The organism is Microcoleus sp. PH2017_09_SFU_O_A (genome assembly GCF_020738625.1).
In the GTDB taxonomy this organism is placed as follows: Bacteria; Cyanobacteriota; Cyanobacteriia; order Cyanobacteriales; family Microcoleaceae; genus Microcoleus.
In genome coordinates this window covers 95,285-108,123 of the sequence record NZ_JAEQCF010000007.1, presented here as the reverse complement: position 1 = coordinate 108,123, position 12,839 = coordinate 95,285, and the positions used below count along the sequence as shown (strand labels likewise).

The following is a 12,839-nucleotide window of genomic DNA, read 5'->3' as shown; positions in this document are numbered from 1 at the left end:
AGTATCCGCGTTCATTCGCGTGCATCCGCGGCTCAAAAAAGAACGCTTTTTGGGAACTAACTTTGCCCGTGCTACAATAAAACCAGAGTTTTCTCAGCTCAAGGAGATTTTGAGATGATTGCTACCACTTCAAGTTTAGCCGAACAGAGAAGACTTCTAGAAAATATTAGCTGGCGAACCTTTGAAACCTTGCTCCAAGAAATAGGCGATAAGCGAGGTTATCGCATAGCTTACGATGAGGGTATGCTAGAAATCATGACTCCTTCATACCTTCATGAAAGTTATAAACTTCAATTTCATCGTTTCATTTTCATTTTGGCAGAAGAAATCGACATTGAAATTAAAAGTGCGGGCTCAACTACTCTCAAGCTTAAAAATACCAAAAAAGGAATAGAACCAGATAGCTGCTATTATATCCAAAATGAAGCAGCAGTCAGAGACACGCAAGAACTGGATTTAGAAACTGCCCCACGGCCTGATTTAGCCATTGAAATAGATATTACCAGCAGTTCAATTAATAAGTTTGCCATTTACTCAGCACTTGGAGTCCCGGAACTCTGGCTGTATAACGGGCGAGTTTTGAAATTTTATCAGCTAGTAGAAACAGAATATATTGAGCGCGACTTTAGTATTGCTTTTCCCTTTGTATCAGCAGCCGAAATGGCTGGGTTTTTCACTCGCACTCAAACGATGGGGGAAATTGCTTTGCTGAAATCTTTTAGGACTTGGGTTAGGGGGAAAATATAGCATCAGGAATTACGGACAAAATGGCTTTTATTGTGGCGAGTTGGTAAGATCGTCTCGGAAGTATCTCATTTTTGTAAAAAGCATTTTTTTCTTATAGTGCGAGCGTCCCCGCTCGCGTATCGTATAATACGCGAGCGGGGACAGCACTATTAAATGCAAAACTGAGATGCTCCCGATCGTGTCCGCAGTCAGTAGCACGATAAAATAGGTTTGTAGTAAGGACTTTAGTCCTCTTTAAACTATGAGGACTAAAGTCCTCACTACGAACTTTATAACTTTATAACCGCGGACACGATCTAAATTCAGATAATTAAAACTCCCTAATTTCAGGATGTATAAACTGATAGCCAGCCGCCTTAATCTTTTGATTCGATACCCTCGCATTATAAGGCCGCACGCTGTTCACAGATGTATCCCAAGTAGCTTTCGGTAGATTGTGAGTTTCAAAAATGCGATCGAGTAATTCGCTACTAGATAGCGACACATCCCCGACTAAATTGTAAATCCCCTGCAATCTATTGTCCAATGCAAAGGTCAATCCCCCAACAATATCATCTCGATGTACCCAATTTGTCGCATCTTCCCCGGCGCCCGGACGAGTTGTCCCAGCCCAACGCCCAAAGATTTTAACTAATTCTCGCCCGAGCCCGTAAATGCCACCCAAACGGAGAATGCAAACTTGCAGGTTTGGATTCGATGCTGCTAATAAAACTCGTTCGGTTTCGGCGAGAATTTCACCGTTGGGATTGGCTGGTGCGACGGGCGATTCTTCGTTTACCAGTTTACCTTGACAGTCGCCGTACACAGAATAAGTACCCGTATAAATCACCTGCTTGACTGTCGGTATCTGCTGTAAAACTGATACCAAAGTTGTCACAGTTTCTAAGTAACTTTCTCGATAAGCATCAGCATTTCGAGCACCGACGCACAGCATAACAGCATCTTGGTCTTGCAGTAAACTCGCGATCGCACCTGCATCATTTCCCTTAAGCACAACTACCCGCTGGGCGACACCCTCCAATTCACTAACTCGGCTCGCCGTCGTAGTTGTCGCCGTCACGGTACAATCAGATTTACCGCGTAAATGTCGGGCTGTCGCAGTACCCACATAGCCGCACCCGACGATCGCAACTTTCATCAAAAATTCTCCATTTTGTCCTAGCCTCTAAGATTATTGCCGGTTTTTGCGAAGATTCGAGGTCAGGTTTGTGGTACGATCGAGATCGTCGCGAGCGATCCCAGTTGCATCATGTCCGAACAAGATATTTTTGCTACATCTTCAGAAACCGAACTTTTAGCTTTTTACGGTTCTTTATTTGCGATCGCAGCCGCCGACGGTTCTGTTGATATTGACGAACTAAATTTGTTGTTTAAAACCATAAATTTAGACAAGTTTTCGGATTCAGCCAAGGCTCAAATCCAATCCTACACAGCGACTCCACCATCTCTGGGCGACTGTTTGCAAACTCTCAGTCAGTCAAAAGAACCGCTGCGCTTGGGAGTCATGTATTTTTTGATCGGCATTGCTTTGGCAAATAATACCCTGCATCCCACAGAAAGCGAGGCGATTCAATCCGCGAAAAAAATGCTCGCAGTTTCCGATTTGCAAATTCAAGCCATGCAAGAATTCATCGCAGACATGAAACAAATACAGGAGGCTGCGCCCAAAAAAAATCAAGCATCAGCATCATTTAATACTGCCGTTTCCCAGCTCAAAAATAAGGGCATTCCTCTCGATTTAATCGACCCCAAAAGAACCACCATAAACCTCAGCAATCCGCAACCAGATTATTCCGATGAAAGTTTTTGGGCAAAACTTAAAAAATTTGCTTTAAGCGCTGGCCGAGAAGTAGTTGAAAAAGCTTTGACGCTTTATTACACTGCTCAAAATCCCAACGTACCGGCTTGGGCTAAAACCGTTGTTGTGGGAGCTTTGACCTATTTTATATCTCCGGTTGATGCGATTCCAGATATATTAGTCGGTGTCGGATTTACAGATGATTTGGGGGTGTTGCTGGCGGCGATAGCGACTGTTTCAGTATACATTAATGCTGAAACTAAAGCACAAGCACAGCAGAAAATGAGTGATTGGTTTGGTAAATAATCTTATCAGGTTTGTAGTAAGGACTTTAGTCCTGCTAAACTTAAAAATTAAGAAGGACTGAAGTCCTCACTACGAACTTTTAAGAAGGACTGAAGTCCTCACTACGAACTTTTAAGAAGGACTGAAGTCCTGACTACGAACTTTTAAGAAGGACTGAAGTCCTCACTACGAACTTAGTGATTGTGGATTCTCAGTCTTTCAGCGGCTTACCTTCTCGATTGATAATACGGCTTTCACCATCTTTAGCCGTGACATTTTCATAAACCCCTTCATCTCGCTTCACATACTTGCTGAAACCCTGATTTTTGTAATCAGTGTCGGATGTCGGCTTCATCAACCTCGGAGCGCTCAGCATTCGGCGTACCGGAGTATCTCCAGGAGTATCCCCGGGTTCGCACTTAGCCAACTCGCATAGTTGGGCCCAAGTCGAAACTTCCAGGTTCATGCTGTGCGAAACTTCTAACTGCTGGTTGTTTGTGGGACAAAAATAATCGTATACAGGCATACTAAGAATCTCGCTTGCAACTACTAAAATTACTAATTGCACGGTAACAGTGAGTATTATAACTCAAAATTACTAACAATTCAAGCCAAAAAAGCAAAGTTTACTATTTTTAATGGTTGTTGAAACAGCAAATCAGCTATATTATTAACCCTGTGCAGTTGCTCCCGAATGCGATCGAGACCAAGCCCAATACTACGCTACCCTGAAATCCTCTGACTCGATCGACGGCTAGCAAATGCCCCCAAGACTTCTCTGAATGCCGTCAAAGGATTTATCGTCATTTCAGACTGCGCCCAAACTACTGATTTTAAGTTTCAAGTGTATTCATCTATTCACCAGTGAGGATTTACCGATGAGCGATTTCAAAGTTACGCCAGAAGTGGAGCTGAATACAGCTCAAATGTTGGAGCGATACCAACTACAAGATGAGACTATTCTGCGGCGTTGGGCAAAACTGCACGGCATCAACAGCACTCGCGGTTTCTTCTATCCTAGTGAAGTAGATTTGATGGATCACGCTCACCATCACCTCTACAATTTGGGAATGAGTGTTGCTGAGTATCAAAGTCTTTTAGACCGGCGCCGCAGCCATTCTCAGACATCAGGGGATCAAAATAAAACAGTAGCAAGTCAAGTTGCTGATGAAGCATACGATGCCATAGAAATGCTGACAGATCAGTATTCAGAAGCTATTGATTTAATGGGAGAACGTATAGCAGATCATTTCATCGATGAACTCGATTTATCTGTGATGCGACACCTTTCTCAAAAAGTTAAAGATCGTCGCACACTCAACGGCCAAACTAAAAAACCCAACCGTTTTCTCCAAGTAATTAAAGCTGTGTTGCAACCGAGCAGTGAAAATACGCTTCTGGTTCCCAGAAAAGATGATGACTCTAGTTTAGAATTAGAACACCATCACCGGCTCGGCTAGCGGATTGATTTGCAAGGCTAAGCGCTACTTGTCGCGGTAAGGTGCGCGTCGCGCACCCTACATAATTAGGTTATGTTTCCGGGATTGTGAAGGCAATAAACTTGCTGTTTTTAACCAAGAAGAATGGGTTTAGAGCCTCCTCCTTCGAGGGAGAAATAAAACAAAATTATTCACTGTTTCATTCCTAGGACTTATAGGTAGAGGTCGCTCTCCAACTGTCAACTGTCAACTGTCAACTGTCAACTGTTGAACAGCCTAATTTACCTTGCAATTATCAATTTAAGACTGGAGAGAGATGTGCTTTGCCTCGGAATTACCTAAAATATAGGTTTAATTGAAACAGTTAATCTAGCTAAAGGTAGAGAAATGATTAAATCATGGATGGTAATTGGAGCAGTCGTCTTGATAGTAGCTTTGGCGATTAACAGAATTTCGACCAGTGACATCCAATGGTTCAACCGATTAGTGCGTCCGAGATGGCTAAAAATTGAAGCAGCAATTCCTATAATTTGGACAGTAATTTTTATTTGTGGAGCTTGGTCAGCAGTGATTGTTTGGGAGCAAGCACCGGGAACTCAGGAGACTTGGTTGAGAATGGGTTTGTACCTGCTTTTAGAAATAGTAACTATGTCTTATACGTCGGTTATGTGCAAAGTTAGGAGCCTCAAAGTCGGTACGATAATCGGCGGAACTGGCGCAATTTTAAGCGTGCTGCTAGCTTTGAGCGTGTTGGCTGCTTCTGAATCAGCGACCTTGTTATTGCTGCCTTACATACTCTGGAGTCCGATCGGCACTTACACGACTTGGGCGATGATGCACCTCAATCCGGCGGATGTTTAATTGATAGAAGTCCGAGGGAAGTCGGAAGAAGGAAAAGGGAAAAGGGAAAAGGGAAAGATTTTTAGGGTGTGTCGCCATCAACAATTTTTATATTCAATCGACAATCTCACACTGAGGGTTGTCTTATAACTGTTGAAGCTCCCTGGTGCGTCGCTATTAGATTGTCGGTCTTTTTTGAAGATTGGCTATGGCGACACACCTTACGGAAAACTTAAAAATCCCAAATCCAAAATGGTATTATAAAACTTCATTAAGTTTGCAAGCAATAGTAAGCAATGGTAGTATCATATAGTCAGAAGGTCAACAAGCGAGAATTATAGCGATCGTTAAAAAATGGAGAGTCTAAATGCAACTAGCAGAGAGACACATCATTAAATCCACCGAACACCGTTTTATTGAAATTGATGTACTAGCCTTTAAATCCAAAAATTTGTATAACGCCGCTAACTACATTATCCGTCAAAGTTTTGTTTACGGATGGGGTTATATCAATTACAACGAAATGAATCGTTTGATGAAATCTCATCAAGCATACAAAGAATTGCCAGCCAAGGTAAGTCAACAAATATTAATGATATTAGACAAAAATTGGAAGTCTTTTTTTGAAGCAGTCAAAGCTTACAAAAATAACCCCACAAAATTTAGCGGTCGCCCGAAATTACCGAAGTACAAAGATAAAGTCAAGGGTCGGAATATTCTAGTCTATACGATTCAAGCCATTAGTAGCAAGGAACTCAAGAAAGGAATTATCAAGCTTTCCGGTACTAATATTTTAATTAAAACCCAGGTCAAACCAGAGAAAATTTGTCAAATTAGATTAGTGCCAAAATGTGATTCCTATGTAATTGAGGTAATTTACAATGCCTGTACTCAGCCGGAGCCCACCATCGAAAACAAAAAAGAATTAGTAGGTAGTATCGATTTAGGATTGAATAATTTAGTAGCGCTAACTTCAAATCAGCCGGGGTTTGTCCCTTTACTGATAAACGGGCGACCACTCAAATCAATTAATCAATTCTACAACAAACGTAAAGCACAACTGCAATCTCAATTAAAAGGAAACCGCTGCTCGTCATCACGTCTTGGGCGCCTAACTCGTTGCCGCCATCAAAAAGTTGATAATTACTTGCATCATACCAGTCGCCAGATAATCAATCTGCTCGCATCACAAAAGATAGGGATGCTAGTAATTGGCAAAAACTTACAATGGAAAAATGAGATTAATTTAGGCAAGAGAACCAATCAAAACTTTGTCAATATTCCTCATGCTCGGCTAATTGAAATGTTGAAATACAAAGCTGAATTGGTTGGAATAAAGGTAATAGAGCAAGAGGAATCCTATACTTCCAAATCGAACTTTCTGAATTTAGATCCAATTCCTGTCTACGGAAATATTGGATCTCAGGATGTCACATTTAGCGGTTCGCGAATTAAGAGAGGATTGTACAAAACGTCGTTGGGTCGATTGATTAATGCCGATGTTAATGGGTCTTATAATATCTTAAGAAAAGCAATCCCAAATGCTTTTAGCACTCTTGATAGGGAGCTGTGTAGCTCAGCCGAGGCGGGTTAATCCGCTCAAAGTGAAAGCGAAAGGGGAGGGACTCAATGCCTCCCATGTCATGTAATAGATGACTATACTTTTACCAGCTATAGCCTAACGGCTCGGAGACCGGCTTGGTGGCTCGGTTTCCGGGGGTTCGGGAGCCACAGTCGGTGACTCAGCAGCCGGAGGATTCAGCGATTCCTCCCAAATTTTGATTTGCGATCGCGCTTGCTCAAAAGCCCGAGAACCCGAGGGAATTTTCTTCAAAGTCGCGATCGCCCCAGCCAGATCCGACGACGATTGTTCCACACCCATCGCCAAAATTCGCTGGCTCCACTCCTCGATCGCCTCACTAGCCTGCCAGCGGAGCGAACTCGTATCGGGTACCTGAAGGGCTAGCGTAATTGCTGCTTGCAAGGAGTCAGCAGTTCCCGCTTGGGCGGCCTGACGGGCGCTCTGCAAGCCTTGCTCGCCCTGCAATTGAGCTTCCCAAGTCCGAATGTTCGATCGAGCTTCCTCATATAGCACCCGTCCCGATCGAATCCGGCGTGCCATCTCAATGGCCTCGGCCAAATTACCCCTAGCCGCTAGTTGCTGAGCTCTCTCCAAAAACGGCTGGTCTTGAAGGCGCTGTCTTCTCTCGATCCAAGCTTGAATTTTGGTTTGAGCTTCCCCGTAAAGCGCTCTTCCTTGGCCGATCCGAGAAGCTTGAGCTACGGCTGCTTCCAGAGAATTTGGATCGCCGGTAGTCGCTAAATCGTTAGCTCTTTGCAGGTACGGACTGTCTTCTAGCAGTTCGATTTGACGGCTCAAGCGATCGATTTGAGTCCGAGCTTCCTTAGAGCGGGGATTTGATTCCGGGACTGTTTGCAATTGGGCGATCGCAGCCCTCAAGTCCTTGACCCCTCCCGGCGCTGCCAGCCTACTTGCCAAATCCAAAATTTTCACATCAGCCATTTCTTGCTGCCAGCGGCCGACTAAATCTTGAGCTTGTTTGTACAAAGGGCGGCCGTCTTTCAACTTTTGAGCGAGATCGATCGCCTTAGACAAACCATCAACAGAGCCGGTCAAAGCCTGAGCCGTAGCCTGAGCCAACTCGTTAAAATCCTGTACTTGTTCCTTTAAATTTGCAGCCTCTGGAATCTTGTTAGCGATCGAGATCGCCTGCTGCCAATCGCCTGCTTGCAAGCGTTTTTGGGCGATCGCCATCACTTTCTTGCTAAATTCCGCGATCAGCTTATTGGCAGCTTGATACAAATAACTCTTTTGATCGATGCCCTGAGCCAGCTTAATCCCCGTCACCAGATTGTCCAGCCCTCCCTCCGAGGCTGTATTCCTGGCTTTTACCAACTTATTACCCTCAGCCTTTGTCGTCTGAATTACCTTAGTGAGTTCCTCATACTTCGTCGATTCCCAAAAAGTATTTCCCGTATCCAACAGCAGAGTAGCTTGGCGGAAAGCCAGCCCCCACTCTTCCTGACGCAAGTGGTCTTCTGCCGTGCGGTAAAGTTTCTCTGCATCGCTCCATGTTGACTGCCACTTTTCAATCTGCTGTCGCACCGTCGCGTAAGCGGGAACGTCTTGAGGAACCTTGCGGGCGATCGCGATCGCCTCATCCAGCTTTCCTTCTTGGAAACTAGAATTTCCCAACCTGAGAATATCCTGCGACCAGCGATCGATCTGACCGTTAATTCTCGATCGTAGCGGGTGATCTTGGGGCAAAGCGTTCACTAATTCGATCGCCCGCAGCAAATCATCCGCCGTCCGCTTGCTGGCTGCTTCTTGAGCGCAAAAAAAGCGATCGTTAGCAGAAGCCGTCGGCCAAAAAATCTTCGAGCAATTCGACTGCGAGGTTAGGTTTAGCAAAGACGAAATTGCCACAAACCCCATACCCACCGACATCAGCAAACTCACCGCCAGCCAAAACTGCCATTTTTTCGACCAGAAGCGCCACAGCCGATAGGGGTCACGTGGCGGTTGCGAGTTTTCTCCAGACTCTTTCGGCTGCTGTTCCAGATGCCCTCCCGGCAGTTTTCCTGAAGTAACCAAATCTCGGATTTCTTTAAGTCGCTCAGCGCGATTTTTCCTGGCTGGAATTGGCACTAGCGAGGAAGTATCCTTTTTTGACTCCAAGGATTCTGATGCAGACCAACGGCCTGGTGTTTTGCGATCTTGACTCATAAATCTCCGCTCACCACAAACAGCAACCAGCCAGTGTTAGTTATTTTAAAACTGCGATCGCTGATATCCACTGCTCTATAGAATGTATCCATCACTTTTACCAGAAAGAATTGGTTTCAAGCCTATCCCTTATGGGGATAATTTAAAAGAAGATTATTCATTACTCCAATCCACTTCCTTCTAGGTAGAGGTCAACTGTCAACTGTCAACTGTCAACTGTCAACTGAATGAAATACTCCTGCAGGCGGAACACTGCAAGAGCCGTAGCTTGCGGGGCCCGACGCCATCGCCCACAACGCCCCAAACAAAATTTCGTGATTAGTTGACATACTCACCGCCCTAAAAGTGCGGTGATTCTTGACGCTTCACAGGGGTCTGCTACCGAAGTAGTCTTACGTCCCCTCTGCGCCCGTTTAGAGTCGTGGCAATGCCCTATCCCGACTTTTTCTATATTTCTCGCAGCATTCAAATCCCTGTCTTGCTGAGTGCCACAATTAAGGCACAACAGCGAACGAATAGAGAGGTCTAATTTGCCCCACTTAAACCCGCAATCTGCACACACCTGACTGGTAGGTTCCCAGCGACTAATTACCCTAAATTCCCTGCCTAGCTGTTCAGATTTAGCCTCACACAGTACCCTAAACTCATACCATCCTTGCTGACTAATGCTAAGCGCAAGTTTGCGATTCTTGACCATGCCAGACACGTTCAAATCTTCTAAAACAATTACTTGATTTTCGTTAACTATTTTGCTTGACAGTTTGTGCAGGAAGTCTTTGCGCGTGTCTGCAATTTGGTTATGCAGTTTGGCAATTTGAAGCCGGGTTTTATTTCGGCGTTTTGAGTCTTTGAGTTGCCTTGCTAGCTTGCGTTGAAGAGAGCGAATTCTTCGGTCTAGCTGCTTGTAGATTGGGCTTTGAGCTGATGTTCCATCACTCATTACTGCAAAGGTTTTAATGCCCAGATCGATGCCGATGCTGTGGTTTTTGGCTTCGACTAGATCGGGATTAATCTCTACAACAAAGCTTAAGAAATAGCGATTGGCACAGTCTTTGATAACGGTTACAGAACTAGGAACTGACGGCAATTTCCTAGACCAGACTGGATTAACAACTCCAATCTTGGCTAAATAAACCCCATCTCCCTTGATTGAAAACCCCCCGCGAGTTAATCTTGCAGACTGACTGTTTGCGCGCTTTTTGAAATTGGGATAGCCGCTTGAGCGCCCTTTTCTTTGTCCCTTGCAAGACTCAAAGAAGTTTTTAAACGCTGTCTCTAAGTCTGCTATTGACTGTTGTAAGGGGATTGCCGATACTTCACTCAGCCATGCCCTCTTTTCTGTTTGCTTACCCTGAGTGATTATTAGTTTCTGAAGTTCTGCTGATTTGGGTTTCTTTTCAGATTGCTTGCAAAGTGCAAGTGCATCATTCCAGACCACTCGAACACAACCAAATAATTGAGCCAAGCTCTGTTTTTGTTGGTCGGTTGGATAAAATCTGTATTGATACCTTGCTTTCATTTTTTTACTTTTGTTCTTGCTCTATTATACTAGGTTTTGCCAAAAAAGTCAGGAATAATTAAAGCCGTCCTATAAGGACGGGGCTTTAGACCCATTGTCCCGATAGCAATGCTTGAGGAACTTCAACATCACATTGCAAAGTGAGCATGGCATAGTAACCAGATGCTCGCTTCACAATACGAATTTGCTTAACTTCAAACCCCTCTAAAATCGGGCGCGATAGATGTATCTTGACGGGGCCAATCTTAGGCAAATTAACCCAGTCTGCACCCTCAAAACGTTGAACGGATTCTAGGTTTAATTGCGGAAACACAAATGAGCGCATCGGCTTTTTAAACCTAGGAAACCCGTGCCCCCGATCGCACATCGCCACAAACGCTGCCTCTAAGAAAGCGCAACACCTGTTGCAAGACATGGGTATGAGGTAGCTTCAGTTCAGGAATCAACTGCTTTGCCTGGGAAAGCGTTTTGCACGCTCCGCGCAAAGGTTGGACGGGGTGCATCAGCGGGGATAATGTATTCCTGCCGGATGCTGCATGAGTTGACATCACACTTACGGGAGTTCACCCAATCCTTCCGTTCTCGCAATGCAAAGTTGTAGACCTTGCGGCAGATAGTCAGCCACTGGTCGATAGTTTCGCGTTGTGCGTCGGTGGGAATGAGTTTGTATTCGTAGGTGAGATTCAACATTGCACCATTTTACAACCAGCCTGAATAAATAATATTCCGTTTATTCAAATTCCTCGACGTAGAGTTCTAGGCGACTGAAGTCGCCTCCGGCTTATCCCCAAGTCGGTCGCCAGGGGCTTGCTCCTGGTTTTTCGGTCATCCCCAACTCGCACTCAATAGAGCCAATTACACATTATGGTCTCAAGAACCGGAATTCGATCGCAAATCCCCGATCAGTTCGGCAAGTTCCTCGGTGTTAGCCTTGTAAACCTCATTGCAGAAATGGCAAGTAGCCTCAGCCCCGCCATCTTTTTCGATCATGTCTTGAAGTTCGGCTTCACCCAACATTTTCAGAGCTCCCAAAACTCGATCGAACGAACAGCCACAGTGAAAGCGCACCATCTGAGTTTCCGGGAAAATTTCCAGGCCCATATCACCCAGCAACTCTTCCAGAATCTGGTGCAGCGTTTTGCCCGATTGTAGCAACGGCGTAAAGCCCGACAGTGCAGTCACCCTAGATTCTAGAGTTTGCACAAGTTCTTCATCCGTCGCCGCCTTCGGCATAACCTGCAACAGCACGCCCCCAGAAGCTTGCACCCCCGCCGCCCCCACAAACACCCCCAAAACCAGAGCCGAAGGAGTCTGTTCCGAGGTTGCCAAATAGTGAGTCAGATCGTCCCCAATTTCGCCGGAAACCAATTCTACCGTACTTGAGTAAGGGAAGCCGTATCCAGCGTCGCGCACCACATACAAATAGCCGTCACCGATGGCGCCGCCGACATCAAGTTTGCCTTTAGCATTGGGCGGCAATTCCACTGAGGGATTGCTGACATAACCTCGAACCGTGCCATCAAGTCCCGCATCAACCAGAAGTCCGCCTAGGGGCCCATCTCCTTTGATGCGAATGTTGACTCTCGATTCGGGCCGCTTCATGCTGGAAGCGAGTAACAGCCCTGCTGACATTGTGCGTCCGAGGGCTGCTGTAGCGACGTAGGAGAGCTTGTGCCGCCCTCTTGCTTCTTCGGTGAGGCGGGTGGTAATGACGGCTACAGCGCGAATTCCACCATCTGCGGCTGTAGCGCGAATTAATTGATCGGCCATGAAAAACCTGACTTGTCTTTTGATACTGCTGGAACTATTTTAGAAGTTCTTGAAGGTTGTCGCAGCAAATGGTCAGTTCGGAAGGGCGATCGAGCTTCACGACTCCTCAGGGTGCGGGGGCTGCGACGCAATGCCGTTTTATTCTCATCATATAAAAATTGCGTTGCTTAATCAGGGTATGAAAAAAAATAAGTTGAAAATCCCCAAGCTTTGTCGATACTGGTTTCTATGACTGGCATATTTAGCCTTTCATACCGTAAATCAGCAACGCCTGGTTTTTGGCGAATATTCGATCGCGCGGGACATTCCTGCACGCTGTCACGCATTTACCGCTGTTGTTCGCTGGCTCAGATTGGAAGAAGCAGTCACCGAACTTGATGATGTGCAAGTAATTCCCGAAGTCTAAAGCAGATGGCTTTAGATTTTTAGACTGAAGAAATTGCTCAATTAATCACCTTGAAAGTTTAAGAGTATGTGATATCAAATTCGCATTTAACTCAATACGCTTGGTTAGTATTTTTTGGTCGTTGCAAGGAACCATCTTATGAACGTGAGCCGTAGGAAAGCAATCGCAAAGTCTATTTTATACATCGTTATTTTATCTATATTGAAAGTCTTAACTGAACCGTATTGGGATTAAAATAATGTTTAGAATTTAAGCTATTGAGCATTTAAATTACATATTCCGACGAT

At 45.1% G+C, this 12,839-nt stretch carries 12 protein-coding genes and 1 pseudogene; 5 read left to right on the top strand and 8 right to left on the bottom strand.

Annotated features, from left to right (window positions below):
• The first annotated feature begins 114 nt into the window (after window positions 1–114).
• Window positions 115–747 carry a Uma2 family endonuclease gene (locus JGK16_RS04895; RefSeq protein ID WP_293189776.1) on the top strand — a complete coding sequence of 211 codons (633 nt, stop codon included), beginning with the start codon at window positions 115–117 and terminating at the stop codon, window positions 745–747.
• Window positions 748–1,057: 310 nt separating this feature from the next.
• On the opposite strand, the gene JGK16_RS04890 is transcribed toward JGK16_RS04895, so the two are convergent.
• On the bottom strand, window positions 1,058–1,885 hold the full coding sequence (locus JGK16_RS04890) for an NAD-dependent epimerase/dehydratase family protein (RefSeq protein WP_293189774.1): 828 nt from the start codon (window positions 1,883–1,885) through the stop codon (window positions 1,058–1,060).
• Window positions 1,886–1,996: 111 nt separating this feature from the next.
• Here JGK16_RS04890 and JGK16_RS04885 point away from each other — a divergent pair, with 111 nt between their 5' ends.
• Window positions 1,997–2,851: a DUF1232 domain-containing protein gene (locus tag JGK16_RS04885; protein WP_293175683.1), complete on the top strand. Its 855-nt coding sequence runs from the start codon at window positions 1,997–1,999 to the stop codon at window positions 2,849–2,851.
• A gap of 190 nt (window positions 2,852–3,041) precedes the next feature.
• On the opposite strand, the gene JGK16_RS04880 is transcribed toward JGK16_RS04885, so the two are convergent.
• Window positions 3,042–3,356, bottom strand: a complete 315-nt coding sequence (locus tag JGK16_RS04880) for a zinc ribbon domain-containing protein (protein WP_293189773.1) — start codon at window positions 3,354–3,356, stop codon at window positions 3,042–3,044.
• A 352-nt stretch (window positions 3,357–3,708) separates the two neighbouring features.
• On the opposite strand from JGK16_RS04880, the gene JGK16_RS04875 reads away from it, so the two are divergent.
• The 3 genes and pseudogenes from JGK16_RS04875 (at window position 3,709) to JGK16_RS04865 (ending at window position 6,758) form a co-directional block, all read left to right on the top strand.
• Complete coding sequence (locus tag JGK16_RS04875) at window positions 3,709–4,290, top strand: hypothetical protein (RefSeq protein ID WP_293175687.1); 582 nt, start codon at window positions 3,709–3,711, stop codon at window positions 4,288–4,290.
• A 366-nt stretch (window positions 4,291–4,656) separates the two neighbouring features.
• A complete protein-coding gene (locus tag JGK16_RS04870; protein WP_293175689.1) occupies window positions 4,657–5,130 on the top strand; it encodes a TspO/MBR family protein in 474 nt (157 codons plus the stop codon).
• 346 nt (window positions 5,131–5,476) lie between these two features.
• Window positions 5,477–6,758 (top strand): annotated as a pseudogene (locus tag JGK16_RS04865) (transposase).
• A 29-nt stretch (window positions 6,759–6,787) separates the two neighbouring features.
• Here the strand turns inward: JGK16_RS04865 and JGK16_RS04860 are convergent.
• From JGK16_RS04860 to JGK16_RS04840, 6 genes are all read right to left on the bottom strand, one after another.
• Window positions 6,788–8,857 (bottom strand): hypothetical protein, encoded by a 2,070-nt coding sequence (locus tag JGK16_RS04860; RefSeq protein WP_293189772.1) that lies wholly within the window; start codon window positions 8,855–8,857, stop codon window positions 6,788–6,790.
• 331 nt (window positions 8,858–9,188) lie between these two features.
• The gene (locus JGK16_RS04855) at window positions 9,189–10,376 is read right to left on the bottom strand and encodes a transposase (RefSeq protein ID WP_293175695.1); all 1,188 of its coding nucleotides are present in this window, start codon (window positions 10,374–10,376) and stop codon (window positions 9,189–9,191) included.
• Window positions 10,377–10,461: 85 nt separating this feature from the next.
• Entirely contained in the window at window positions 10,462–10,791 is a 330-nt protein-coding gene (locus tag JGK16_RS32695; protein ID WP_325314819.1) for a hypothetical protein, read from the bottom strand.
• A gap of 20 nt (window positions 10,792–10,811) precedes the next feature.
• Window positions 10,812–11,066 carry a helix-turn-helix domain-containing protein gene (locus JGK16_RS32690; RefSeq protein WP_293175697.1) on the bottom strand — a complete coding sequence of 85 codons (255 nt, stop codon included), beginning with the start codon at window positions 11,064–11,066 and terminating at the stop codon, window positions 10,812–10,814.
• Between the two features lie 180 nt (window positions 11,067–11,246).
• Complete coding sequence (hslO, locus tag JGK16_RS04845) at window positions 11,247–12,146, bottom strand: Hsp33 family molecular chaperone HslO (RefSeq protein WP_293189771.1); 900 nt, start codon at window positions 12,144–12,146, stop codon at window positions 11,247–11,249.
• Window positions 12,147–12,313: 167 nt separating this feature from the next.
• Window positions 12,314–12,472: a hypothetical protein gene (locus JGK16_RS04840; protein WP_293175701.1), complete on the bottom strand. Its 159-nt coding sequence runs from the start codon at window positions 12,470–12,472 to the stop codon at window positions 12,314–12,316.
• Window positions 12,473–12,839 lie beyond the last annotated feature (367 nt).